This window comes from Rhodococcus sp. USK10 (assembly GCF_019378875.1).
GTDB lineage: Bacteria > Actinomycetota > Actinomycetes > Mycobacteriales > Mycobacteriaceae > Rhodococcus_F > Rhodococcus_F pseudokoreensis.
Genome location: NZ_CP076048.1, coordinates 6,949,135 through 6,974,798 on the forward strand (window position 1 = coordinate 6,949,135; position 25,664 = coordinate 6,974,798).

The 25,664-nt window shown below is 65.9% G+C and carries 22 protein-coding genes and 1 tRNA gene; 11 read left to right on the forward strand and 12 right to left on the reverse strand.

Features of this window, described 5'->3' with window-relative positions; all coding sequences use genetic code 11:
* Positions 1–14: 14 nt before the first annotated feature.
* Positions 15–1,208 carry a sorbosone dehydrogenase family protein gene (locus tag I1A62_RS38840; protein WP_219457573.1) on the forward strand — a complete coding sequence of 398 codons (1,194 nt, stop codon included), beginning with the start codon at positions 15–17 and terminating at the stop codon, positions 1,206–1,208.
* Positions 1,209–1,284: 76 nt separating this feature from the next.
* Here the strand turns inward: I1A62_RS38840 and I1A62_RS38845 are convergent, their stop codons facing one another.
* The 8 genes from I1A62_RS38845 to I1A62_RS38880 all read right to left on the reverse strand — a co-directional run bounded on the left by I1A62_RS38845 (position 1,285) and on the right by I1A62_RS38880 (position 7,737).
* Positions 1,285–1,878, reverse strand: coding sequence for a TetR/AcrR family transcriptional regulator (locus I1A62_RS38845; protein ID WP_219457575.1), 594 nt, complete (start codon positions 1,876–1,878; stop codon positions 1,285–1,287).
* On the reverse strand, positions 1,875–3,092 hold the full coding sequence (locus I1A62_RS38850) for a cytochrome P450 (RefSeq protein WP_219457577.1): 1,218 nt from the start codon (positions 3,090–3,092) through the stop codon (positions 1,875–1,877). The genes I1A62_RS38845 and I1A62_RS38850 overlap by 4 nt, the downstream gene beginning before the upstream one ends.
* A gap of 53 nt (positions 3,093–3,145) precedes the next feature.
* On the reverse strand, positions 3,146–3,532 hold the full coding sequence (locus I1A62_RS38855) for a hypothetical protein (RefSeq protein ID WP_124389305.1): 387 nt from the start codon (positions 3,530–3,532) through the stop codon (positions 3,146–3,148).
* A 43-nt stretch (positions 3,533–3,575) separates the two neighbouring features.
* Positions 3,576–4,139, reverse strand: a complete 564-nt coding sequence (locus tag I1A62_RS38860; protein WP_124389306.1) for a hypothetical protein — start codon at positions 4,137–4,139, stop codon at positions 3,576–3,578.
* Between the two features lie 264 nt (positions 4,140–4,403).
* Positions 4,404–5,039: a DUF2461 domain-containing protein gene (locus I1A62_RS38865; RefSeq protein ID WP_219457579.1), complete on the reverse strand. Its 636-nt coding sequence runs from the start codon at positions 5,037–5,039 to the stop codon at positions 4,404–4,406.
* A 71-nt stretch (positions 5,040–5,110) separates the two neighbouring features.
* Entirely contained in the window at positions 5,111–6,091 is a 981-nt protein-coding gene (locus tag I1A62_RS38870) for a ribose-phosphate diphosphokinase (RefSeq protein ID WP_124389308.1), read from the reverse strand.
* Complete coding sequence (glmU, locus tag I1A62_RS38875) at positions 6,088–7,590, reverse strand: bifunctional UDP-N-acetylglucosamine diphosphorylase/glucosamine-1-phosphate N-acetyltransferase GlmU (RefSeq protein WP_124389309.1); 1,503 nt, start codon at positions 7,588–7,590, stop codon at positions 6,088–6,090. The genes I1A62_RS38870 and glmU overlap by 4 nt, the downstream gene beginning before the upstream one ends.
* Positions 7,591–7,666: 76 nt before the next feature.
* Positions 7,667–7,737, reverse strand: a tRNA-Gln gene (locus I1A62_RS38880).
* A 238-nt stretch (positions 7,738–7,975) separates the two neighbouring features.
* Between I1A62_RS38880 and I1A62_RS38885 the strand changes: the two genes are divergently transcribed.
* Positions 7,976–8,590, forward strand: coding sequence for a TetR/AcrR family transcriptional regulator (locus tag I1A62_RS38885; protein WP_225857879.1), 615 nt, complete (start codon positions 7,976–7,978; stop codon positions 8,588–8,590).
* Positions 8,591–8,704: 114 nt separating this feature from the next.
* A complete protein-coding gene (locus I1A62_RS38890; protein ID WP_206005877.1) occupies positions 8,705–9,346 on the forward strand; it encodes a ScbR family autoregulator-binding transcription factor in 642 nt (213 codons plus the stop codon).
* A gap of 85 nt (positions 9,347–9,431) precedes the next feature.
* Here the strand turns inward: I1A62_RS38890 and I1A62_RS38895 are convergent, their stop codons facing one another.
* Positions 9,432–9,776 carry a hypothetical protein gene (locus I1A62_RS38895; RefSeq protein ID WP_219457581.1) on the reverse strand — a complete coding sequence of 115 codons (345 nt, stop codon included), beginning with the start codon at positions 9,774–9,776 and terminating at the stop codon, positions 9,432–9,434.
* A gap of 370 nt (positions 9,777–10,146) precedes the next feature.
* On the opposite strand from I1A62_RS38895, the gene I1A62_RS38900 reads away from it, so the two are divergent.
* Entirely contained in the window at positions 10,147–10,992 is an 846-nt protein-coding gene (locus I1A62_RS38900) for a polysaccharide lyase (RefSeq protein ID WP_257890653.1), read from the forward strand.
* Positions 10,993–11,822: 830 nt separating this feature from the next.
* On the forward strand, positions 11,823–12,566 hold the full coding sequence (locus I1A62_RS38905; protein WP_219457583.1) for a bifunctional 2-polyprenyl-6-hydroxyphenol methylase/3-demethylubiquinol 3-O-methyltransferase UbiG: 744 nt from the start codon (positions 11,823–11,825) through the stop codon (positions 12,564–12,566).
* A gap of 215 nt (positions 12,567–12,781) precedes the next feature.
* Here the strand turns inward: I1A62_RS38905 and I1A62_RS38910 are convergent, their stop codons facing one another.
* On the reverse strand, positions 12,782–14,176 hold the full coding sequence (locus I1A62_RS38910) for a glutamate-1-semialdehyde 2,1-aminomutase (protein ID WP_219457585.1): 1,395 nt from the start codon (positions 14,174–14,176) through the stop codon (positions 12,782–12,784).
* Between the two features lie 206 nt (positions 14,177–14,382).
* Here I1A62_RS38910 and I1A62_RS38915 point away from each other — a divergent pair, with 206 nt between their 5' ends.
* The gene (locus tag I1A62_RS38915) at positions 14,383–15,726 is read left to right on the forward strand and encodes a polysaccharide pyruvyl transferase family protein (RefSeq protein ID WP_219457587.1); all 1,344 of its coding nucleotides are present in this window, start codon (positions 14,383–14,385) and stop codon (positions 15,724–15,726) included.
* Positions 15,727–15,783: 57 nt separating this feature from the next.
* On the opposite strand, the gene I1A62_RS38920 is transcribed toward I1A62_RS38915, so the two are convergent.
* The gene (locus tag I1A62_RS38920; protein WP_257890654.1) at positions 15,784–16,494 is read right to left on the reverse strand and encodes a GNAT family N-acetyltransferase; all 711 of its coding nucleotides are present in this window, start codon (positions 16,492–16,494) and stop codon (positions 15,784–15,786) included.
* Between the two features lie 227 nt (positions 16,495–16,721).
* Here I1A62_RS38920 and I1A62_RS38925 point away from each other — a divergent pair, with 227 nt between their 5' ends.
* From I1A62_RS38925 to I1A62_RS38945, 5 genes are all read left to right on the forward strand, one after another.
* Positions 16,722–18,191 carry a hypothetical protein gene (locus I1A62_RS38925; protein ID WP_219457590.1) on the forward strand — a complete coding sequence of 490 codons (1,470 nt, stop codon included), beginning with the start codon at positions 16,722–16,724 and terminating at the stop codon, positions 18,189–18,191.
* Positions 18,192–18,576: 385 nt separating this feature from the next.
* Positions 18,577–19,725: an O-antigen ligase gene (locus I1A62_RS38930; protein WP_257890655.1), complete on the forward strand. Its 1,149-nt coding sequence runs from the start codon at positions 18,577–18,579 to the stop codon at positions 19,723–19,725.
* Complete coding sequence (locus I1A62_RS38935; protein WP_219457593.1) at positions 19,722–20,786, forward strand: glycosyltransferase family 4 protein; 1,065 nt, start codon at positions 19,722–19,724, stop codon at positions 20,784–20,786. Before I1A62_RS38930 ends, I1A62_RS38935 begins: the two co-directional genes overlap by 4 nt.
* Positions 20,783–23,062, forward strand: coding sequence for a glycosyltransferase (locus I1A62_RS38940; protein ID WP_257890656.1), 2,280 nt, complete (start codon positions 20,783–20,785; stop codon positions 23,060–23,062). The genes I1A62_RS38935 and I1A62_RS38940 overlap by 4 nt, the downstream gene beginning before the upstream one ends.
* The gene (locus I1A62_RS38945; protein ID WP_219457594.1) at positions 23,062–24,267 is read left to right on the forward strand and encodes a glycosyltransferase family 4 protein; all 1,206 of its coding nucleotides are present in this window, start codon (positions 23,062–23,064) and stop codon (positions 24,265–24,267) included. The genes I1A62_RS38940 and I1A62_RS38945 overlap by 1 nt, the downstream gene beginning before the upstream one ends.
* Before the next feature lie 14 nt (positions 24,268–24,281).
* Here I1A62_RS38945 and I1A62_RS38950 read toward each other — a convergent pair whose 3' ends face one another.
* Entirely contained in the window at positions 24,282–25,655 is a 1,374-nt protein-coding gene (locus I1A62_RS38950; protein WP_219457596.1) for a putative glycoside hydrolase, read from the reverse strand.
* Positions 25,656–25,664 lie beyond the last annotated feature (9 nt).

A 25,664-nucleotide genomic window follows, 5' to 3' on the forward strand; every position in this document is an offset into this window, starting at 1 on the left:
CCCGAGGAGCACTTGTGCGTCAACCGAAGCTCGCTGCCCTTGCTCTCGCCACCACGGCCGTTATCGGCCTCCCCGCCGCACAGGCATCCGCTCAGCCGCTGCCCATTCCGTTCGACGCGGGAAGTCTCGGCTCGAGCAGCGACGACCCGGGAATTCCGACGGAAGACACCCTTCCGGCTCTGACGGTCACGCCGGTCCTCGACGGGCTCGACCATCCGTGGGATGCGGTGCAGGCTCCGGACGGTGCGGTTCTCACGGGCCAGCGGTCGGGCGGGTTCTTCGTTCGGCGTGCCGACGGAAGCACCGGACCGGTCACCGCCGACCTCTCCGACCTCTACGCACAGTCCGAGACCGGGCTGATGGGGATCGCACTCGCGAGCAACTTCTCGCAGTCCCGCACCCTGTACACCTGCCAAGGCTTCCAGGGCGGCGGTGTCACCGACATCCGAATCCAGTCGTGGACCGTCGACGCCGGCTGGACGGCGCTGACCCGCGGCGACGCGATCCTGACCGGGATCCCCGTCAACGAGGGACGCCACGGCGGCTGCCGCATCCTGATGGCCGCCGACGGCACCCTGTTCGTCGGCACCGGCGACACGGCGCAGCCGACCGTGTCGCAGGACCCGAACTCTTTGGGCGGCAAGACCCTCCACATCAACGCCGACGGCACGCCCGCCGCCGGAAATCCGGACCCGGCGAGCCCTGTGTACACCCTGGGACACCGGAACGCGCAGGGTCTCGCGCAACAGCCGGGAACGGGCCGCGTCTACGCCGTCGATCAGGGAACATCCCGGGACGACGAGGTAAACCTCCTGGTCGCCGGCGGCAACTACGGATACAAGCCCGACCGGATTCCCGGCATCTACGACGAAACCGTGCCGATGACGGACCCGGTGCGCGTGCCCGGAGCCGTTGCCGCGGCGTGGAGTTCGGGCAGCAGCACCCTGGCGACCGGAAGCGGCGCGTTCGTGACCGGCACCGGATGGGGTCGGTGGGACGGCGCCCTCGTCATGGGCGGACTCAAGTCGCAGCAACTGATCTTCCTGCGCCTGTCCGCGGACGGGCAGACGGTGACCGCTCAGACATTCGGTCTGCAGAATCAGCACGGCCGCCTCCGGTCCGTCACCCCGACCGCCGACGGCTCTCTGCTCGTCACCACGGACAACGGTTCCACCGACCAGGTGCTGCGGGTCACGCCCCAGGGCTGACCCCCACGTGAGTGGCGCGGTGTGCCGCCGCACGCTTTGCCGCTCACCTGCCCGGGCGAACGGGACGCTCGTTGCGTCAGATCGAACGAGCGTCCCGTTCGTCGGCGTCGTGCGCGGCCAGGGTGGGGGCGACGAACTGCTCGAGCATCGTGCGTTCGTCGGTGTCGTCGATGCCCGGGACGGTGAGCAGGGAGACGATGATCCGCACGAGCCACCGAGCCTTCCGGGACGTCTCCTCTCCGGAGAACCCCGCCCGCCCGAGGAAGGCGGCGCCCAGCGACTCGATGACGTCCGACGAGTGCGCGAGCTGCGCGGCCAGGCCCGAGTCGCCGAGCTGAAACCACGCGGCCAGGGCCGGGTCGGCGCGCACCAGCCGGATCGCCGCCAGCATCGCGTCCACGATCGCGTCCTTCGGGTCGGCGGTCCCGGACACCTCCTCCGCGACCAGCGCGCCGATGCGCCGGGCCTCGCGGTGGACGAACGCCAGCTGCAACGCCTGCCTGCCGTCGAAGTAGCGGTACAGCGTGGCGCGGGAACATCCGGCCGCCCGGGCGACGTCGGCCATCCCGACAGCGGTGATGCCGTTCTCGACGTACAGCTGCGCGGCGACGTCGAGGATTCGCTCGGCGGCGAGGCGGGGGCGTTCGTCGCGCATCCAGTCGGCGTTCATTCGCGCACCCGGAACGGGACGCTCGTCGGGCGGCGCACGTAGTTGCCCTCGGCGTAGACGACGGCGTCGACGTCGACGGTGAAGTCGGGGCAGCGGACCAGCAGTTCTTCGAGCGCGACCCGGGCCTGCATCCGGGCAGCGGCCGCGCCCAGGCAGTGGTGGGCCCCGTGACTGAACGTGAGGATCTGCGTCGGTCTGCGGCGCACGTCCAGCTCCTCGGAATCCCGTCCGAACCGGCGCGGGTCGCGGTTCGCGGAGCCGTACAGCAGGAACACCTTCCGGCCCTCGGGGATGACGGTGCCCTCGATCTCGACGTCGCGGGTCACCGTGCGGGCGAGGCCCTGGACGGGGGCCGTGAGCCGCAGCAATTCCTCGACGGCGTCGCCGACCAGCCCGGGGTTGTCGATCAGATCGCGGCGCTGATCCCGGTGTTCGGTGAGCAACTGGACTGCGCCGCCGAGCATTCCGGTGGTCGTGTCGTTGCCGCCGGTGACCATCGTGAACGCGAAACCGAGGATAGAGAGCAGGCCGGTGAGATCGCCGTCGGCCCCCAGCCCGCTCGCGACGAGATGTGAGACGGTGTCGTCTCCGGGGTCCGTGCGCCGCCGCTCGATCAGTCCGCCGAAGTAGCCCATCAGGTCGGTGACCGCACTCGTCGCCTGCAGCGTGTCGCCCAGTGCGTTGGCCGCGACGATGGCGTCGGTCCAGCCGTCGAATTGCGCCCGGTCCTCCTCTGGGACGCCGAGGTAGTGGGCGACGACCATGCTCGGCAGCGGCTTGAACAGCTCCTTCACGACATCGCCCTCGCCGGCCTCCCGCAGTCGTTCGAGGCGCTCCACCACGAACGCCCGGACCTCCGGCTCGACGGCCGTGACCTGCCGCGGGGTGAATCCCTTCGACACGAGACGGCGGAACGCGGTGTGGTCGGGCGGGTCGAGCATCACCAGCGGCGGATTGTCCTGCAGGCCGATCTTCTCCAGCTCGCCGTACGTCGTGGTGAGGCCGGCGGCGGACGAGAACGTCTCGGCGTCGCGGGCGGCGGCGTAGACGTCGGTGTGCCGGGACAACACCCAGTAGTCGTTCCCGGGTGCGTCCTCGGGGACGACGTGATGGACGGGGTCGTGGTCGCGCAGCGCGGCGTACATCTGCCACGGGGCGCGCCACGTAGGTCCGGACCTCGGCACGAACGAGACGCTCGACACATGTGCGGTCATGTATCGATGGTGAGACACATCGGAAGAAGTGTCAATGGTGCGGTGCCGGGTACCTAGCCGAAAAGGGCGAACGCCACTACGGCGAGGATCACGACGAGTACCGGGGTGAGAATGAGCAGCAGCCCGAGCAGGCCGGGATTCTTCACCGGCCGATGGTCGATGGCGCCCTTGCTGAAACTGCTGAACGGCGACGCGTAATACACCGGGGGAGCCGGATGATACCGGTTGTCGACGGTGATCTGCGCCTTGCCCTGCTCCCAGATCCACGGGACCGCGATCTCGATGTGGTGCACACCGGGAGGCGCCGGAATGACGTTGTGACCCCACCGAAGCGGAACGGGAAACCCGTTGATCCGGGCGTTGGGCGTCACCAGCATCGGGCCCATCGGCGGTTTCTTCGCGTCGATGACCAGCGCGGTGGGAGAGGAGGCGGGCTGCACGAAGGGCGACGGTATCACCCTGCGGCAGCCCGGGCAGTGTGGCCTACCGGCCGGCCGCGATCCGGGCCTTCTCCAGTGCCGCGAGGGTGCGGAGCACAGTGGCGCGCTGCTTCTCGAGGTCGCTGATCCGGGCGCGTGCGGCGAGGCCGGCGGGCTCACCGATCAGATTCATCTGCGCGTCGATGGTCGAGAGCTGATCGAGCAGGCCGGTGACGCGCGATTCGAGCGCGGCGACGTCGACGGCGTCGGTGCGTACCGGTGCCACCGGCGGCGTGGCGGACGTGCGGGACGCGCTCGGGCGAGACGCCGCGGTGGCCGACGACGTTCCGGAATGGGCGCTGCTGCGCGGCTCCGACACCACGCTGGCAGCCCGGGGGCGGAGCGCCTTGCGCACGGCGGCCGGGTCCGGGAGTTCGGAGAGTTTCGTGTCGTTGAGGTCGCGGCGCGCGTCGCGGGCGTTGACCCGGTGCTCGCGCTCCTCGTCGTCGTCGGACTGCAACGTGCCGCCGAGCGGACGCAGACCGTACATGCCCAGGAAGCGGCGGGCCTCGTCGATGACCGTTTCCTTCTCGCGGCAAGTGCCACACCGAGGTTCGTTACGGAACATCTCGACTGCGTTGTCGTCTCCGCACCATACGCACGCTCCCGGCGACCAACGCCGGACGTTTCGAATTGCAGCGATATCGATAGGGCCGGAGAGAGTCTGCGCGTCGATCACGACGAGCCACAGTAGGGGAATTCGCGCGTGCGAGTCACATCGCCGTAAGTACGACCTGCGGTTCTGCGGGCAAGCGTGACGAAGATCATGCCAACGCCCGGAAAATGCCGAGGAAACGCTGTGTGCCACACATGTTTTCCCGACCGGTAAGTTTCATTCTCCGGCGCCGATCACGGCGGTCAGCCAGTCGACGAGCGGACGCATCGAACGCCAGGCAGTGCGTACTTCGTCAGCGGCGCGGGGTGTTTCGATCCAGTCGGGGGAGAGGTAGCTCCGGCTGGCGGTGAGCGATTTGTGCCGCATCAGGTCGAGGCGCGGGTGGTCCTCGGCGACACCGCGGGGACGCGTCTTCAGCGTGTCGCCGCCGATCTCGAAACCGGACGACCGGACCTTCTTCACGAGCCGGACGAGTTCGCGGCCCCTGCGGTCGTCGTCGACGGCGTCGCGGAAACGCCCGACCTGCAGCGGGGTGTGCGAGTAGAAGCCGCCTGCGACGAACAGCCCGGCAGCATCGATCTGCACGTAGAAGCCCACGCCGGGGCGGGTCTCGACGAACCCGCCCTGGTGGGTCTTGTAGGGCGTCTTGTCTTTCGAGAACCGGACGTCGCGGTAGGGGCGAAACACCTTGCCCGCGCCGAACTCCGATTCGAGTTCCGCGAGCAGTGCGGTCATGGGTGCGCGCACCGAGTCGTCGTAGACGGATTTGTGCGCGGTCCAGAAACTCTTGCTGTTGTCTGCCTCGAGGTCCTCGTAGAAGTCGAGAGCAGCGGTGGGGATCCCGGTGAACACACCGGCAAGGCTACGCCTGTGAGTGGTTGACGAGTCCCTGGACTCGTCAACCACTCACAGGCGCGAAGCGCCTAGGCGTTGCCGTTGAACAGCGACGTGACCGAGCCGTTCTCGAAAACTTCCTTGATGGTGCGGGCCAGCAGCGGCGCGATGGACAGCACCGTGAGGGTCGGGAACTTCTTCGACTCGTCGATCGGGAGCGTGTTGGTGACGATGACTTCCCGCGCACCGCACGCGGCGAGGCGCTCGGCCGCCGGGTCGGACAGGACACCGTGGGTGGCGGCGATGATCACGTCGCCCGCTCCGGCCTCCTTGAGGATCTTCACGGCGCCGGCGATGGTTCCACCGGTGTCGATCATGTCGTCGATGAGGATGCAGGTGCGGCCTTCGACGTCACCGACCACGCGGTTGGACTTCACCTGGTTGGGCACCAGCGGGTCGCGCGTCTTGTGGATGAACGCCAGCGGCGCGCCACCGAGGGTGTCGGCCCATTTCTCGGCGACCCGGACGCGACCGGAGTCGGGGGAGACGACGGCGATGTTGTCGGTGCCGTAATTGCCGCGGATGTACTCGGCGAGCTGACCCTGGGCGTGCATGTGGTCGACGGGGCCGTCGAAGAAGCCCTGGATCTGGTCGGTGTGGAGGTCGACCGTGATGATGCGGTCGGCGCCGGCCGTCTTGAGGAGGTCGGCGATCAGGCGAGCGGAGATGGGCTCACGGCCGCGGTGCTTCTTGTCCTGGCGGGCGTACGGGTAGAACGGCAGCACCGCGGTGATGCGCTTGGCCGATCCGCGCTTGAGTGCGTCGATCATGATCAGCTGTTCCATCACCCACGTGTTCAGCGGGGCCGGGTGGCTCTGCAGCACGAAGGCGTCGGAGCCGCGGACCGACTCCTCGAAACGGACGAAGATCTCGCCGTTCGCGAAGTCACGGGCAGTCTGCGGGGTGACCCGCACGTCGAGTTCCTTCGCGACCTGTTCGGCCAGCTCCGGATGCGCGCGACCAGAAAAAAGCATGAGGTTCTTCTGGTTGTCGATCCAATTCGCGGTCACTGCTCTATGCCATCCTTTAAATCTTGCTTCTCGGTTTCGTGCAGATCTGAACTGTGATGCGGTCTCGCGGCGGACGCCGCCTCGGCGGCGGCGGTACCGGGCCGATTTCGTTGCACCCAGCCGTCAATATTGCGCTGCTTGCCTCCGGAGACCGCGAGTGCCCCCGGCGGTACGTCGAAACGCAGCACCGTGCCGGCACCGGTGTAAGCACCGTCACCGACCTGTACCGGAGCGACGAACATGGTGTCCGATCCGGTCCGGACGTGCGACCCCACCACCGTACGGCTCTTGGCGACGCCGTCGTAATTGACGAACACGCTCGACGCACCGATGTTGCTGTACTCGCCGATCGTGGCATCACCCACGTAGGTCAGGTGAGGAACCTTGGAGTGCGCCCCGATGTCGGCGTTCTTCGTCTCGACGAACGCGCCGAGCTTGCCGGACGCACCGAGGACGGTGCCGGGACGCAGGTAGGAGAACGGGCCGACGGTGGCGCCCGCGCCGATCGTCGATTCCGAGCCGTGGGTACGCACCACGCTGGCGCCTTCGCCCACCAACACGTCGGTGAGGGTGGTGTCGGGACCGATGACGGCGTCCTCACCCACGGAGGTGGTGCCGAGCAATTGCACACCTGGGTGGATGGTGACATCGCGGGCCAGCGTGACGCCCACGTCGATCCAGGTGGTCGACGGGTCGACGACGGCGACCCCGGCCCGCATCCAGTTCTCGACGGTGCGACGGTTGAGCTCGGCGGCGAGCCTCGACAGCTGGACGCGGTCGTTGGCGCCTGCGACCTTCGCGGAGTCGGCCAGGTGGGCTGCGAAGACGGGAGCGCCGGCCTCGCGGGCGATCTTGACGACGTCGGTCAGGTACAGCTCGCCCTGCGCGTTGTTCGCGTTGAGCTGCCCGAGTGCCGAGCGCAGGAACTCGGCGTCGAACGCGTACACACCGGCGTTGACCTCGGTGATGGCCGCCTGCTCCTCGGTGGCGTCGGCCTCCTCCACAATCTCGGCGATCTCACCGTCGTGGGGGAGACGGACGATCCGACCGTAGCCCCGGGGCTCGGGGGCGGTGAACGTCAGCACCGTGACCGCCGCGGGGGTGGGTTCGCTGCGGTGCTCGTCGACGAGAGCGTGCAGGGTGCGGCCGTCGAGCAGGGGGACGTCCGCGGCGGTGACCAGCACGGTCCCGCGGAAGTCGGCGGGCAGAGCGGACAGGCCGCATTCGACCGCGTGCCCGGTGCCGTTCTGCTCCTCCTGAACGGCGATCACGATCGGGCGGCCCAGTTCCGTCTCGAGGGCGCCGACAGCATCGCCGACGCGTTTCTTGTCATGACCGACGACGGTGACGAGGTGCGTCGGATCGACCTCCGCGGCGGCGTGCAGGGAATGCGCCAGCATGGTGCGTCCGCCCAGGGCGTGCAACACCTTGGGGGTCTTCGACCGCATCCGAGTTCCCGCGCCGGCGGCGAGGACGACCACGGCGGTCTGCACTGGCATGAAGCTCCCTCTGGGTCGTTCCACTCTTGCTGTTCTCGACAGCTCCACCTGCAGGAATTATCTCCGCAGGCTTCTGCTCCGCCGCCAGGACTCGAACCTGAACTATCTGAACCAAAATCAGAGGTGCTGCCATTACACTACGGCGGATTGCCACACACACGGGGTGTCACGCCCGTTTGCGCGAGAGAATCCTCGCATGCCGACCCGCCGCCCGTCGAACCGCTGCCGAAATTTGTTCCGAACGCCCCGATAGAGTGGGTGCTACCTGCAGTGTTTCCGCGCTGCCCGCGGCGCTTCGTCGTCGCGAGTGTCAGGAAAGGATGGTGCCTCGGTGCCCCGACCCACGGACGTGGACGCGACTCCCGAGCGGGCGGTCCGCACCCGGATGACCGGTACGCAACGCCGGGAGCAGTTGATCGAGATCGGTCGTGCCCTGTTCGCCGAGCGTGGCTACGAGGCGACGTCGATCGAGGAGATCGCGCAGCGGGCCCACGTCTCCAAGCCGGTCGTCTACGAGCATTTCGGGGGCAAGGAAGGCCTCTACGCCGTGGTCGTGGATCGGGAGATGTCGCGGCTGCTGGAGATGGTGACGTCGTCGCTGAAGCAGAACCGCTCCCGGATCCGGGTCGAGCGGGTGGCGCTGGCGCTGCTCACCTATGTGGAGGAGCACACCGACGGATTCCGCATCCTCGTCCGCGACTCGCCGGTGGCGGCGCCGGACGGAACGTATTCGAGCCTGCTCAACGAGGCCATCGGCCAGGTCGGGCACATCCTCGCCGGCGACTTCTCGCGGCGCGGCTTCAATCCGGATCTCGCCCTGCTGTACGCGCAGGCGCTGGTCGGAATGGTCTCCACCACCGCTACCTGGTGGCTGGACGCGCGGACGCCGCCGAAGGAAGTCGTCGCCGCGCATCTCGTCAACCTGTGCTGGAACGGGCTGACCAATCTGGAGGCGGATCCGCAGCTGGGCACAGATCTGCCTCGCACGACCCCCCGGTGAACGTGTTCTCGTTTTCCGACTCGCGGTTCAACTTCCGGAGGGCTGAGCCTGTCAAGTGCTAGGGTTCGCTGGAGTTTGCGCGCCCCGTCGGGGGGGTTGTTCGGGAGGCAGTCGATGGCGAGACAGGTTCGAGCAGAGGTAACTCGGGCTTCGGTCCTCATGGCGGCGGCCGACGTGTTCTTGAGGCTCGGCTACGCCAATGCGGGTCTCAACGAGATCATCGAGCAGTCCGGTGTGACCAAAGGTGCGTTGTACTTCCACTTCAGTTCCAAGGAAGATCTCGCCCGCGGTGTCATCGACGAGGGGCAGATCCGTCTCACTGCAGGCATGACGTCCGTGAGTGACGGGCCGACGCCGGCAATGGAGGCGCTCGTCGCCCTGTCCTACGTGGCGATCGAGGCGGCAAGTTCCGATCCGATCGTCGCGGCGATGTTGCGGCTGCAGCACGAGATCGGCGACTACCAGGGGACGCACGGCAACGTCGTGGCTTCGTGGCAGCAGGGTTTCGAACGACTCGTCGCCCGCGCGGTCGAGGAGGGCGACATCCTCGCGGAGGACGACGTCTCGACGACCACGCTGTCCACGTTCCTGCTCGGGTCGCTACTCGGGGCCCACGTGGTGGCGAGCGCGACCGGCGCGTTCGATGAACTTCCGCGCCGTATGGAACGGGTCTGGTACTTCATCCTTCCCGGTCTGGTCGAGCCGTCGAAGCTCGTGTACTTCCGGCAGTTCGCTTCGCGCCGGCTCCTGCGCTGAGTGGGTCTCCGAAATTCGTGCCTGCCACTGCGGCGACCGCAACTGGGTGCCGCGGCGACCGCAATGAGGGCGTCTCCCTATTGCCTCATGCAAGATGCGCGCGAGTCTTGCTTCGTTGCCTCGGTCGAGGATGCGCGTATGAGCGGCCGTGACGGCTGGTGCTTGGGGTCGGGCCGGACTTGGCAGTGGTGAGGGTCAGCAGCTCGGCGGTCAGCGCCTGGATTTGCCGCTGGATCGCTGCCGGATTGAGGCCTGTGTAGGCAACGGCGAGGATCGCCTTGTCCTCGGCCCTGGCCGCACTGTGCCGCTCGACGCGGCGGTGCGGGGTGATCGCCGTGTCGCATTTCTTGGTCACACCTTCGCCCCCGTCACGTATTTTCGAGATCAGCTTCTGCTGCGGGCAGAAGAAAATCGACAGGCTCGAGTTCAACACGCAGATTCTATTGAGTAGCAACAACTCTGCCGGAGTGGCGTAGCGATGGTAGCCGACGGCGGTCCGAACGATCGCCCAGGTCTTCTGTTCGACGTGCGCTCCGTCGATGGAGTTGCCCGGCCGCGACCGAGTGAAGATGATTGAGATGATTGAGCAGTGTTCGCACTACGTGGTGGTTGATGAACTCCGATCCGTTCTCAGATGAGGCAACGACCCCCACTACGCGCGCACTATTGTTGGGTCAATGCGACCTCTAGCTTCTGCGGGGCAGGCTGGGTAGTCTCATCATCAAAGTGATATAGGTCTCATGTCTCTGTGGGGGGCACATGGTTATGGAGGCCGCGCTCACCCATCCGATGGAGCCACAATGTTCCACTTGCGTCCCGCGCTTCGTTCACTTGCGGCCGCTGCGGCCGTTGTCATCTCCGTCTCTGTCACAGCGCTTGCGGTGACGATGGGGGGGAGCGCACTGCCGATTGCCACCTCGGCGGCGCGGATCTTCACCGGCGACTACAGCAGCGGCGACTTCTCCCAGTGGCCGTCTGTCCAGACCCTGGACTACAACGGCCCCGGAACGGGTTACGTCTCCGGCTACTCTGCGAGCATCGTCTCGGACGCAATCTACGGCAAGGCGGCCCGCTTCGAGGTCCGCAGCGGCGACGTACCGTCGTTCGGGGGGGGTGAGCGTTCCGAAGTAGCGGCCGAGGACAACACCGGTGGTTTCGAAGGCCAGACACGCTGGTATCAATTCTCCACCAAGTTCGACTCGGCATTCCCGCAGAACCACGCCACTCTGGGCTGGGGGCTGACCAACCAATGGCACCAGGACGCCGGCATCGGAAGTCCCCCGGTCGCATGGTCTGTAGGCCAGCGAGACGGCTATTGGTCGCTGGTCGTCCAGAAGCAGTCCGCGCCTGGCGTCTATCTGGACACGCCAACCCTTTTCGAGACGCCCCTGGACGTGGGGCGGTGGCATGACGTCCAAATGCAGATCAACTGGTCGGCATCGGACACCGCGGGCTGGATCAAGCTGTGGCTTAACGGGGTACCGCAGACGTTCACCAACGGTGCCGACACATACTTCGTCCGCACGCTGATTCCCGGCACGACCACCGTCTACTACAAAGAGGGCTACTACCGGCAACCTATGCAACCCACCGGTGTCGTGTTCCACACCGGATTCCGGTGCGCCACCGACGAGGCGGCGCTGTAGAGCGGAAGCAGATGAGGGCGGTGCCCGTGCTTCCTGGTGCCCGTGCTTCCTCTGGCCCTCGGCATTGTCGGCAATCTATTGCGTTGCAGCGAAAACTCTTTCGCGGAGTCGGCGCGCTTCGGCAGGACGATCTCCTCGGTCCCGCTCCCGGTCAAGGCATCGAGGGCGGTGAGAATTTCCCCAGTGAGGCGGGCCCCATTAGTCAGGCGGGCCAACTTCGGGTGCGAGCCAGATAGTGAGGTTGGTGAGCGTCGGCGACGATGGATCCATCGGCTGGTCCACAAAACGGTAGCGGGCGGAGTTGAGCGGCTCGGCGGGTCGGCAACCATGTGTGCGGCGCGCCCTCGCGTCCTACGAAACTGGGTGGGCATTGCGTGCAGTCGTCGCCCGCGATCTGGGCACCGAGGAAGTGGTCAGACTGCGGACTTCAGATCGCTGAGGCGGTTCTTGCACCGATTGTACTCACCCGAGGCGGTGCTCTCACTCTTTACCACGCGCCAAACTAATTCACCGTCCTTTGCTCGGCTTCGTTCTTACAATGGTAGTCTTCAAAGTTGCTAAATGCAGCCCTTAGCGGACTTGTAGTTTGTTTTGATGCGATTTAGACTGACCCTCAGTATCTTGTCTGGGGGGTCGCAGTATTGCGCACTGTCGCGACGAGCTGCGTTCCCCTATGGGGTCTGCAGAGCAGACCGTCACGTCCGTCTCCATACCCATCTCGGAGGGCAGATGACGAACATCCCGAACAGGTTGCTCGAGTACACGGCCATGGGAAGGCGCCTGGTCTACTTCGTCCTCGTCGAGGCGCGAGTGTCAGAGGCGAGGCAGTCGTGAGAGCCTACGACCGACTGTGGGGCGGAGCCGCTGCTCCGCCCGGCGCTGTCGAGTCGAGCGAGGACACGCATGCCGGCGCTCGCCACTTCTGCGAGACGGCGTCCGATGCGGGCGGCCTCGGTCATGCACCGAGAATTCTCGTCGCGGGATGCGGCAAGGGGCATGAGGCGCACTACATCCACCGGCGGTTGGGTGGTTCGTTGGAGGGTGTCGATGTGGACCCGGCCTGGGACGTCGAGTCGGCCAGTGGTGTACCGGACTTTCATCTGCAGGAAGGATCGGTCCTCGACCTTCCCTTCCCAGACGCACAATTCGATGCGATCTTTTATCACCACGTTATCGAGCACGTGACCGACCCCGAGGCGAGTCTGCGCGAACTTGCCCGCGTGCTGCGCCCCGGTGGCCTGCTCTACGTGGGAACACCCAACCGGCATCGGATGATCGGCTATCTCGGCTCTTTCGAGGCAACGGTGGGGGAGAAAGTGCGATGGAATCTCGCGGACTCCCGTGCCCGATTGAGGGGCCGCTTTCACAACTCGATGGGAGCACATGCCGGATTTGCGGAGAGCGAGCTACGCACCTTGTTGCGGCACCACTTCTGCGACATCCGATTCATAACTGGAAGCTACCTTCGATTCAAGTATTCCGCGCGAGTGCCACCACAACTGCTCGCAGTTATCGGTACGCGCTTCGTGCGGGAGATCGCGTCTCCGTCGGTTTATGCCGTCGCCAGGCGTTGAGCGTGGCGTACGTCAGGTGTGAGGATCGACGGGCGCCAGTCCGACTTCGGGCGCCGGCGTAATCTCTTCGGCGATTTCCCCGTTGTCGGTCGCATGGTCCTCAAAGCAGAGAGTCTCTGACAGGGCTCCTTCACAGTGGCGACGTGCGGTCTGGTGCTTCCGATGATGCTCGGCGTGCCGGAATCGCGGTCGTCGATTCGCTCGCCAAATATGTCTTACGAATTTCTGTACGCGGGATGCTGGTCCGATACGCGGATCCTGCGAGGTGCGGCGTACCGGCGGAGGGCGGGGGCGACGGGCCGGCCGCGGAGGAATTCCGCCACGCTGCCGGATTCGATTGCCTTGCTGTAGATCTGCAGGGCACGTCGGGTCGCCTCGAGGGTGTGGGCGATGTCCTCCGGAGTGTGTGCTGCGGATGTCACGAACGATTGACCGAGCACCCCGCCCGACAGCAGTTCCTGTAGGAAGAGCGTGCGGAACTCCTGGGATGGTTGACGTTCGGGATCTCGGGTGACGAAGACGAGGCAGGATGGCCTGCCGATCACTTGGACGTAATCTGCGACACCCAGTTCTGCTGCGGCTGCGTTGACACCATCGGCCAAGAGCTGTCCCGACTGCATCATGTGCGATATGGGGTCCTCGGTGGCGTAGACGTGAACGACCGCTCGGAAGGCCGCCAGTCCGGCGCACTCGGGGCCGTGCGTGGTCGACAGGAGAAACACACGCTCCCGGTCCGTATTCAGGCCCCCTAGGTCCATGTACTCACGTTTGCCGGCGAGGGCCGAGATCGGAAAGCCGTTGCCCATGGCCTTTCCCCAGCACGACAGGTCGGGTTCGACCGAGTAGACCGACTGTGCACCGCCGGCCGACCAGCGGAATCCGGTAATCATCTCATCGAAGATGAGTAGTGCGCCGTGTCGGTCACAAAGGGTGCGGACCCCCTGCAGGAAGCCAGGTTCCGGTTCCGCCGTTGCGGTGGCGGCTTCGAGGATGACACAGGCGACCTGACCGTGATTCGAGGCGAAAAGTGCGCTGAGCGAAGCGAGGTCGTTGTACGCGAAACCGGCGGATCTGGCGGCCACATCGGTGGGGACGCCACTGTTCATCGCGGTGGTACCGATGAACCAGTCGTCGACCGAGAAGAAGGGTTGATTGCAGATGGCCACCACATCTCGACCCGTCACCGCCCGCGCAAGGCGGACCGCGGCGGTGGTGACGTCCGACCCGTTCTTGGCGAACTTCACCATATCCGCGGCGGGAACCAGTTCGAGGAAATCTTCCGCGGCATGCAGCTCGAGTTCGGTCGGCCGGCTGAAGTTCGTCCCATCGGCGATCGCCGCACACACGGCGTCCGTCACAGGACGGTAGCCGTGCCCCAACGTCACCGATCTCAGACCCATGCCGTATTCGACAAAACTGTTTCCGTCCGCATCCCATACGCGGGCACCTGAACCGCGAACGAGAACGGGGGCCATGAGGTCCGGATACTGGTCGGGTCCGCGCGCATAGGTGTGCGCGCCGCCCGGGACCAATCTGTTCAGCCGGGACTGCAGTTCGTTGGAGCGTGTGAACGACCTGCGGGCTGAGCCGTCGTCGCGTGCAATCGACATAGCCGAACTCCGGGGTGTGGAGGGTGCAGTGCCTACAAGTGTGCGGTACTGTCGAGACGAGTCTCTCCCCGCGGGGGTGCACTCGCAAGTGGCGTCGATCGGAAATCTGTTCCCCGGCTGCATCTGACGAGACTGTTGTCGGCCCCGCGTTGCTGCGCGAGACTGGAGCCGTACTCGATATCTCTCCGGACCGTTCAAGGACAGTAATGGCGAACTATGAGGCCGACCCGACGGGCATCGACAGTTCGACTGTGCGTGTATTGATCGAGAACGGGGAGTACTGGCTTACCAATCGAGGTGACCTCGCCATCCTCGACGTCACCGTCCGGCGCCTGAGTGAGCAATGGCCGGGTGCGCGGCTCGGCGTTCTGACCTACGCACCGTCGTTGCTGCGCGCGTTCGCTCCCGCCGCCGAGCCGGTGACCTATCGACGTGGGAGCAGATGGTCACGATCCGGACCGTGGTGGCAGGTGCCTGCGCACGCCGGGCCCCGGTTGGTCGGCCCGGTCTCGGCGGGGTGGTGGGCTGTCTCTGATCGTCCACGGCGCTACGCGCGCAAGGTCCGGGACTCCCTTCGCGCACCGACCGCCGTGCCGGACGAAACCGGGCGCATTCCGCGCATTCCGATGGCCGTCCGCGACGCCTCACTGGTGCTCGCGATGGGCGGCGGCTACATGGCCGACGTGGATCCCTACCAGGCTCACCGCACCCTCGATCTGCTCGAGCGTGCGGCTGATCTGCACATACCGACCGCGATGTGCGGACAGGGCATCGGACCGCTCACAGGGGAACATATACTCGCTCATGCCATGCGTGTCTTGCCGAAGGTCGACCTCATCGCGGTCCGAGAGCAAGAGCGAGGCCCCGCTCTCCTGCGGTCGCTCGGCGTGCCTTCCGAGCGGGTCGTCGTTACCGGGGACGATGCGGTGGAGTTGGCCTACGGCATGCGATCCGACACGATCGGGACCGACATCGGAGTTTGCCTTCGCGTGGCCGGATACTCCCCGGTCACGGACAGGGCGCAAGATGTCGTCGGCCGTGTGTTGAGGGGGTTCGCCGGCACGGTCGACGCTGGTCTCGTCCCGCTGATCGTGTCCGAATACGAAGCCGAAGATCGTCACTCGACGATGCCGTTGGTCGACGGGTTCCCGATCGTGAGACCCACGGTGGGGCGCTTCGCCAGTGCCCGGGACCTGGTCTCCGAGGTTGCGCGATGTCGTGTACTCGTCACCGGCGCATACCACGTTGCGGTTTTCGCTCTCGCCCAAGGAATTCCGGTTGTGGGCCTGTCGACATCGCGCTATTACGACGACAAACTCGGTGGCCTGAGCGGGATGTTCCCCGGCGGTGTCGAGTTGGTTCAGCTCGCTGAGGACGGGCTCGACGAACGGCTCACGCGTGCGATTCACCGCATGTGGAGGGAGGCCCCGGATCTGCGATCCGACCTGCGTGCGCAGGCACGCGCGCAGGTGTCTGCGAGTAAGAGGGCGTTCGAGCGCATGTATGCGCTCGTAGAGTCGGAACACCCGCGCCGGGCAACGGAACAATAACGCGCCGTTCGTGTTCCGGGCGAATCGCGCGCCGCGAATGCGGTGGTCAGGGGGTCGTCAATGTTGGATGGTGTCGGGATGTGGGTCCCCCGTCTTCGGGGCGAGCGCCCACATTTCCGGCGTGATCGCCCACAGGTCGTGATCTCGACGGCGGCCGCCGACGTCGAGGAAGCTGGCCATTGTGCCCTCGCGTCTCAGGCCCATGCGCTCAGCACGCTTCGCAGCCGCCGCATTGTCCACACAGATGGGCGCGGTGACTCGGCGTAGTCCCAACGTACTGATCGCGTATTCCGCGAGTAGCACGCCCACGCCTGCGCACACGCCCTTGCCCGTCACCCGGGCGTCGAGCCAGATGCCTAACTCTGCGGTCTTGGTGCGCACGTCGATACGCTCGAGATTGCATTGCCCCGCAAAGCGCCCGTCGATCTCGACCACCAGCGGCAGCGCCGATCCGGCACGGGCTGCTTTTCGTGACTGGAGGCATTCGTCCACCCAGGTCGCCTCGGTGTGGCGCTCCGGCCAGCTCAGGGCAGAACTGACCCAGTACGGTTCGATCAGACGCTGATCTCGCAGACGAATTTCCCGCCAGGCGGGTGCGTCGGACAACCGAGGGGAACGGAGCGCCACCTCTTGTCCGGCGACGACTACCGGGCCGAGGCGTAAGGCCGGGGCCCGGCGTGCAAGATGAATCCGGCGGAGCGGCCGGAGATGGAACCTGGCGGCCGCGACGACTGCAACTCTTGTTTTCGGAAGATCCAACGATCTCACCCCTGGCGATTGATGATACTCGGCCGCGTGCGTCAGTCGTCAAATATGAAAAATCCGCCAAAACCATACCGCAGGTACTCTTCTATGGAGTAAATTAATCTTGAGGTCGGGAAGATCGCCAAGTCGACATTTCGGGTCGGCGCCGTGGGTTGAACGATGGCGTGCCGAGCCGCCCGACATCTCAGCGGGGGCGTGCGATACTCCGCAACCTGATGGTGGAGGGGCAGATGACCAGCACATTGAACGTCCAGCTCGAGCGCATTTGGCGCCGTCGTGTGTTGGTCATCTTCGTTGCTGCACTGGCGGTTCTCGGAGCGGTCGCGGCGGCGAAGGAAGCCGGGACCAGCTATACGGGCAGGGCGGCGCTGATCGTCTCCTCGCCGGGCCGGGCCCCCGAGCAGGACGCAATCCTTGTGGTGGGGTATGTCGACTACTTCAACAACGGGCCCTACCAGGAGCGGATCCGGGCTCGCGCGGACGTCCCCGACGACGTAACTTTCGCGGCCAGCACGGCCGCCGCGAGTCCGATCGTCTACATCGACGCCACTGCCAACGACCCCGAGACAGCGGCAACCGCGGCAACTGCAATGGCCGGGGCCTTCCGAGACGATGTAAACGCCGTCAGGTTTGCCGGAAGGGCCGGCACTCTCGAGGAGCTCAGGAAACAGCTCGACGAGCAGCGTGCAACCCCCGAAGCGGACCCCGTCGCAATGGCGCAGCTCCAGGACCGGATCACGGCGATCGAGTTGGACACGACGAACGAGCTGCAGGATCAGCAGCTCGCTGCGGGCGTCGCAGAGGAGAGCCCGTCTCTGGTACGGAACGCGGTACTCGGGCTGTTCGGCGGCCTGATACTCGGGTGCGTTGCCGCTCTCGCGCTGGATGCCGTGTCGAAACGCCTCACGACCGCCGACGACGTGCGTGCGAAGGTCGGCGTGGATACGCTGGTCGAGGTTCCGCGTGGTGGGAAACCTCGGGCGGAACAGCGTCGCGAGGCGCAATTCCGACGTTTGGCAAACATCGTCGGCTTGGCCGATCTTCCCCGCCCGGCAACGGTTGTGGTGACCGCGCCGCGGCGTACGGAGGGCGTTGCCCAGGTTGCGCGGGCAATTGCCGAGCACAGGGCGATCCAGGGCGAACGTTCCTTGATCGTGCGCGCGGATCTGCACGGATCCGAGCGCGCCACGAATACCGATGAAGTTCCGGGCGTTGCGGATTTCCTCGCTGAGGCCACCCCACCTGCGATCGCCGGGTTCATCCAGGAGGCGGTACCCGGCGAGATGCCGGAGATGCCGAGTGGAACGGGGAACGGTGATCCCTACGCGCTGTTCACCCGTGAGCGGTTCGGCAACCTGCTCCAACACGCCCACAGTATCGCCGACATAATTGTCGTCGAGGCTCCGCCGATCACTGAAGCAGCTGAAGCGCAGGTGATCTGCGCGGCGGCGGACGCGGTAGTGCTTGTGGTCGAAAGGCGCCGCACGCGGGTCCCCGAAACGGTGGAGGCATGTCGGCTGCTCGGGCAGGTGGAGTCGAGATTGCTTGGTGCCGTCATCATCGATCCTCGATGCGCACGACGCAGTGCGCCGATTCCGCCATCGGCCGAGTCGGACGAGCCGGCGGACTCGGACGAGTTGGAAACGGTCGACCTCGTGAAGGTCCGCGAGTCCGCTCCGGATCAGACCGCGCGTCCGTGACCTGACGACGATGAGCAGGACTCCGCTCCTCGCCGACCCCACCAGTGTTTCGTCCACGGGTGGATCGGTGTCCCGATGGATGCCGGGACTTGCGTTCCCCATGGCCGTGCTCATTGTGTTTGCGGCTGCGGCGAAGGTACCGAATCACTTCGGTGTGCTTCTCCTGCTCGGCGCCATCGGCAGTGCTCTCGTCTTCGCCGGACTGCGCGATCCAGTGGTCGCTGTGCTTCTGTTGTTGGTCACCACGTTTCTTCGGGTTGCCTTACCCAGCATCCTGCCTGTCGACCCCTTCGTCCTGTCGTTCCTCGGAGTGGTGGGAGCGTGGGCGATCTGGATTGCACGGGGAACCGACCGCGGTCCGCGTCTGGGCGCCATCGAGTGTGCAATGGTTCTCTACGTCACGTGGAACATGATCTCGATGTTCTCCGCGCATCCCTACGGCTCAGTGATCCCGCTCTCCGGCGCAGAACTCTCCGTGCCGCGATTCGTGTTGACCGGCGCCATCATTCCGTTCACGGTGTTTCTCGTGGGGCGCTACACGTTCGACCGGGTGTCCGCAGTCCGTCTACTTCTATGGACGATCCTGTTGCTCGGGGCTTACTCCGCTGCGATGAGCATTCTGCAGTTTCACGGTCCGACTGCTCTAGTCTGGCCCCGTTACATAGCCGAGTCTCCGAGCTGGGAGGGGCGAGCCGTCGGAATCTTCGACCAGCCGGTGGTCAACGGCATGGTGTTGATTCTCGGTTTCATCGTGGCACTCCTCCTGGCCGCAACGCGCAGTGAACCCCTGTGGTGCAGGATTTTGGTCATCGCTATCGCGGTAGCGTCCGCTTACGGCGTCTACCTGACCCATACGCGAGTCGTCTGGCTGGCATTCGCTGTCGTGGTGGTGATTGGAGCGCTGTCTGCCAAGGGGTTTCGAACCGGATTCGTCTTGACTGGTGCGGTCGTTGCGGCGGCCGTGACCATCAAGTGGTCGACTTTCACCAGCAGCGATCGTTCCGCGGGTGGCGTCGGCTCCCCCGGTGAACTACAGGATCGCCTCAACACGGCGAAGACGGCACTCTGGGCAATCGAGGAGAAACCGTTGGCAGGGTGGGGGATCGGACGCTTCACCGCGATGAACACATACCACCACCAGCAGTGGGCACCCGATGTGCCGTGGATTCGCGGCTTCGGCATCGCGTCCCACTTCAACGAGCTTGGGGTTGCGGCGGAATTGGGACTGATCGGGCTGGCCCTGTGGCTCGCCGTGCTCTTCCTCGTAGCCCGTGGTCTCCTCCGCGCATACCGCGTGCTGCCGGCCGACGGCCTGTGCGGAAGGCGTCTCGCGCTCGTGGCGATCATGGCCTTCATCGTGCTCGTTATCTCCGGACTCACGGTGGACCTCCGATTCTTCGATTTTCCGAACGCGGTCGTGATGCTGCTCGTCGGCATCGCAATCGGCTGGGCAGAGCGGGCTCCCGCGGACCCGTCGACACCTGATCCGCATCGACGCGGGTTTGCATCGGTCCCAGCACAGGAACCGACATGAAGCGGCAGCGGGCCCTGTGGGCATCTACCAGCACGTCCACCCGTGGTGGGGTGGCGAGTTTCGTCCGAACGATGCAGGCCACTCCGCTGTGGGAGCTGTGGAACGTTCGCCATGTCAGTACTCACCGGAACGGCACGGTCGCCACGAAGATGGTGGCGTTCGCGACGGGGCTGGGCGCGTTCGTGACCGCTCTGGTTTTGGACCGGCCGGATGTGGTCCATCTTCATACCTCCGTCGCCGGCAGCTTCATCCGGAAGGCGATTCTCGCCTGGATATGTCGAATCTTCCGGGTGCCGATCGTGATGCACGTGCACGGTTCCGATTTCCATCAGTTCTACAGCCGATCGCCGCGCCCATTGCAGGCGATCATCCGCGCCACCCTCACCGGTGCGGACGTGGTGGTGGCGCTCGGCGACTGCTGGGTGGAGCGCCTCGAGCGGATTGCGCCACAGGCGCGGATCGTCTCTGTTCCCAACGCGGTCCGGCCTTGCCGTCCGGTACGGCAGCCGTCCGGAAGTGAACAGGTGCACGTGCTGTTCCTCGGCTGCATCGGCGATCGCAAGGGGACTTTCACGTTGCTCGACGCGTGGGCGAAGATGGTCGGCGACGGAGGCGAGCGTGCGCGACTGACGATCGCCGGTGACGGCGAAGTGCAGCGCGCGCGGGACAGGGTCGACGAGCTGTCGGTGGGATCCACCGTCACGGTGCTCGGATGGCTCGATCCGGATCGGGTGCCCGAATTGTTGGCGAGCTCCCACGTACTGGCCCTGCCCTCGCGCAACGAGGGCCAGCCGATGGCGATACTCGAGGCGATGGCCCACGGCCTGTGCGTCGTCGCCAGCGCCGTGGGGGGCATCCCCGAACTGATCGACGACCGTTGCGGGGTGCTGGTTCCGGTCGACGACGTGGACGCACTCGCCCACGCCTTGCGTCAGGTGGTCTATGACGACGATGCCCGCACCCGCATCGGAGCGCAGGCGTTGGAGCGCATCCGGGCCGAATTCGACGTCGACGTCGTGTGGCGCCGTTTCGATGCCCTCTACCAGGAGGTGCGGCGGTGACGGCCGATCGCCCACTACGGGTGTTGCACGTGGTGCCTGACCTCCGCGTCGGCGGAGCGGAGCGGCACGCTGCAACGCTGTTTCCCCGACTGGACCGAGAACGGTTCGAGCCCAGCGTCATCTGCATCGGCAGCGAGGGCGAACTGTATCCGGCCCTGGCGGCCGGTGCTGTTCCCGCCGTGGCGTTGGGACGAACGAAGTTGCAGGCGGTCGGTGCCCTGTGGGACCTCGTGCGTGAGACGCGCAGGATTTCCCCGGACATCATGATCGTGCGCGGCTTCAACGCCGAGACTCTCGGCCGTGTCGCGGCTGTCCTGGCCCGAGTTCCACGGACGGTCGTATGGGTTCACAACTGCGGCGAGACCACCACGAGGAGTGTCCTTCGGCGGTTCGCCGACCGCGCACTCGGCCCGGTCACGAGCGCGTATTTCGGTGTGGCGAAGGCGCAAGTTCCCTATCTGGTAGGTGATCTACACATCCCGCCGGGCAAGATCCGAATAATCCACAACGGGGTGGATCCTGCAGCGTTCGATCCGAGTGGAGATCGGGCGGCGATCGCGGAGTTCGGGATCGGGCCGCTCGACCGAGTGGTGGGGATCCTTGCCGCACTGCGGCCCGAGAAGGACCACGCGACGCTGCTGCACGCGGCACGGCTGGTCATCGACGAGCTGCCGGCCGCAAAGTTCCTGGTGGTCGGAGATGGGCCGATGAGAGGCGAGCTGGAACAGCTGGCCAGTGAGCTGGGCATCGCCGACCATGTGGTCTTCACCGGTTCTCGTCACGACGTGAAAGATTTGCTCGGAGGGATGGATGTCTTCGTCCTGAGCTCGTACAGCGTGGAATGTTTTCCGATGGCGCTGCTCGAGGCAATGGCCGCGGGTCGGCCGGCGGTCTGTACCGCGGTGGGCGGCGTGCCGGAGATGATTACGGAGGGGGTGACCGGATTTCTCGTGCCCCCGCGTTCGCCGCATGCGCTCGCCGAGAAGCTGCTCCGAGTGCTGTCGGAGCCCGAGAAATCCCGGGAAATGGGCCTCGCGGCGCGGACGCGAGTCGAGTCCGAGTTCAGCCTGCGCACAAGCGTCGCCGAGAGCGAACTCGCGCTCGAGGAGGTGGCGGGACGACTCCCACCTCGTTCGGCGAGGCCGATCCGGCTCAGTCTGGTGTTGGATTTGACGTTCGTCGGGGGTGTCGAACTCCTGATGCTGGAACTGTTCCGGAACTTCGATCCACGCGTCGTACGACCACGTCTGATCTGTCTGCGCGAGGCCGGGCCCCTCGGCGAGGAGTTCCGGAGGGCCGGATTCGAGGTCGAAGTGCTGGGGCGTACGGGGCGTTACGACGTTCGAACCCTGCCACGGTTGATCCGCAGCCTGCGACGCGATCGCACCGACGTGGTACTGGTCACTCATCACCATCGAGCGGCACTGGCGCTGGGGCGAATTGCGGCAAGGCTGGCGGGAGCGCGTGCCAACATCGTCGCCGCCCACGACATGGACCTGACGTCGGTCGGTAAGCGCTGCCTGCCGCGCTCCACGGTGGAAACGCTGTGGCTTTCCGACGCGCTCGTTCTGCTCGCCCCTCGACAAGGCGAGTACCTCCGCCGGGAAGAGGGTGTTGGGCGCTTCGCCTGGCGACGCACACGCGAGGTGGTGATTCCGAACGGGATCGTGCTGCCTCCGCTGCCGCGAAACACCGACTCCGAGCTTGCCAGGGCAGCATTCGGTCTCGACCCGCGGGACTTCGTCGTCGGTATCGTCGGTCGCCTCAGCGATCAGAAGGCGCACCAGATGCTCTTCGAAGCGATTTCTTCCGTGGCGGAGTCTGATGCGCGGGTGCGGCTGGTCGTGATCGGCGGCGGCGAACGCGAGGCCGAGTTACGCGCTCTTGCGGATGAACTCGGGATTGCCGGCCGCACACGCTTCATGGGCGTTCGACGGGACGTGCGACAACTCCTGCCGGGACTCGACGTGTCCTGTCTGTCGTCGGTGCACGAGGGAGTGCCGATCATCGCGATCGAGTCCATGGCCGCGGGCGTGCCGCTCGTGGTCACCGACTGCGGTTGCCTGCGGGACATGGTCACCGAAGGCGAACAGGGCTACGTGGTGCCGGTCGGAGATGCGCATGCGATGGCGGAGCGGCTCCTCGCCCTGGCCGCGGACCCGGGGCTGCGCACCCGGCAGGGGCTGTCGGGGCGTGCACGGGTGGAACAGCAGTACCGGATCGAAGACACGGCGCGAGGATTCGAGCGTCTGCTCACCGAAGTGGTGGAGGTGTGATGAGTCGGCACATTCTGATTCTGGTAGAGAACCTTTCGGTACCGTTCGACCGCCGGGTGTGGCAGGAGAGCACTGCGTTGGTGGAGGCCGGCTATCGCGTCACCGTGATCTGCCCGATGGGGACCACCCAGGACAGGCAGCCGGACGTCACGATCGACGGGGTCCGCATTCTCCGCTATCCGCTCCGTGCCGCGGAGGGTGGGCCGTTGGGCTATCTGCGGGAGTACGGGCTGGCGTTGTGGCACACCACGCGGCTCGCTCTTCGGGTGCGTCGTGAAGATCGGGTCGATGCCGTCCACGCCTGCAATCCGCCCGACCTGCTGTTCCTCGTCGCTGCGCTGCTTCGCCCGGTCGGCGCCAAGTTCGTGTTCGACCACCACGATCTCGTGCCCGAACTCTTCCTGTCCCGGTTTCCCCGAGGCGGCCAGGTCCTCTACTGGGCGACCAGAATCCTGGAACGGCTCACACTGGCCACCGCCGACGCCGTCATCTCGACGAACGAGAGCTATCGGCGGGTTGCACTCGAGCGCGGTCATCTGGCGCCGGAGCGGGTTACCGTCGTCCGGAGTGCGCCCGATCTGAGTCGATTCGTCCGCCGAGACCCCGATCCGAGCCTGAGGCGCGGCAAGCGGTATCTCGCGGCATACCTGGGGGTGATGGGTCCGCAGGACGGCGTCGACTATGCGTTACGCGCCCTCGCTCACCTGCGGGACGGCCTCGGCCGGGACGACCTCCACTGCATATTCATGGGCGCGGGGGACGCCTTCGACGACATGGTCGCCCTCAGCGAGAAGCTCGGACTCACGGACACGGTCGAATTCACCGGCCGGGTCCCCGACGAGTTCGTGCAGCGGTGTCTGTCGACCGCCGACGTCTGTCTTGCGCCTGACCCACGAAACCCGTTGAACGATGTGTCGACGATGAACAAGGTCGTCGAGTACATGGCGATGGGGCGGCCACTCGTCTCGTTCGAGCTCGTCGAGTCGCGAGTATCGGCGGGGGAGTCCGCTGTCTACGCCCCGGCCAATGACGAATCGGCCTTCGCGGCTGGGATCGACGAGCTGTTACGGGACTCCCGGAAACGTCACAGGATGGGCGAACTGGGCCGGGCTCGGGTGGAGCAGCAGCTGTCGTGGGAGACGTCGCGCCGGGCACTCGTCGACTTCTACGCGCGGCTCTTCGCGGTCGAGCGGGTGATGCGATGAGAGACTGGATGCGGTTACGGGTTCTCGCGCAAGAGCACGAGACCGTCGCTCGGCTGGAGGGTCACCGACGTGACGGTGGCCCCGTCGTTGGTGCTCGGATCCAGGCTGCCGTGAAGTCGCCGAAAGGGTGTCTCGAGCTGCACTTCCCGGGCCTTGCCATCGGTGTTCAGCAGGACGATGCCGTGCTCGAAGTCGCGACGGAAGAGGCCGTGGCCCAGCGACCCGACCCCGTCCGCACACGGATCGTTCAGGGCGGCCGGCGACGGGTTGGCCACCAGGGGGTGACCGAGGTACCCCGGGCCGAGTCCGCCACCGTCCATCTCGTCGAAGTAGGCCGGCTCGTCGTAGTCGGCGCCCATCGGGGCCCAGAATCCGTCCTGGAGCAACGTCGCCGCCAGGAAATACCGGGCACGCTGGAAGTCCGGTGCCGAATGCGGTGCGGGACCGAGCCTGTCGATCGTCATCGCCAGGCCGGGCATGCGATGGTCCCCCTCGGCAGTCAGACTGGCATACTGCTCGATGTCGAACATAGGATTCCGGTCGGCGCGGGGGTCTGCGAATTTCTCCCACGCCCGGCCGTCCAGTTGTTGCGCCAGCAGCGTCCGGTCTCCGTTCGCGATCAGGATGGCGTCCGGAATTCGTTGCCGGATGATCTGTTCGGCCAGGTTCACGCCACGCTCCCAGGGGTTTCCGAGCCCGTAGATCGCGTCGTCCGGTTCGTCGGTGCCGTCGGAATCGATGTCCCAGTGATCTCGGTTCGCACTGTAGATCCGGTCGCCCCAGACGTCGAGGAAGATACCGTCCCACACCCCCGCAGACCAGACGTCGTCGACCACCCAGTTAGCGGCGTACTCGGCAAAGACCTGGCCGTTGATCCGTGGCGCCTGGTCGGTGAGGTTGGTCATCGTCGACTCCGGCCACTCGCTGACCGGCGCGCCGTCCATGGTGTGCGCCAGCCAGGAATCCGGGAACGCACTTTCGCCGTTCTGGTCGTACTGCCACAACGCGTATCGGTTGGCCCAGTACGCCTCCGAGCCGAGTTGATCGGGATGGTCGACCACATTCACGTAGGCGAGCAACCGGAGGCGCGGGTTCGCGTGACGGAGTTCGTCGAAGAACTCGCGCGGCTTCCGGTTCGCCCATTCGTTGTCGATGACTACCACGTCATATCGAGCGAGCTCGTCGACGGACGGAAGTTCCTGCTGATTGAGGAAATACGTTGCCGTCCTGGGGAACGTGAGGGAGTGCGGATCGCCGGGCGCGGGCGCCGGCGCCTGAGGTTCTTCCACCGGCGTAGAGCACGCGGCGATCAGTCCGACGGCTGTAATGGCCGCCGTCAGGGCGAACCGGAAGCGGCCGAACCGCCGGAAGGCGAGAATGCCGGGCACCGAGTCAGC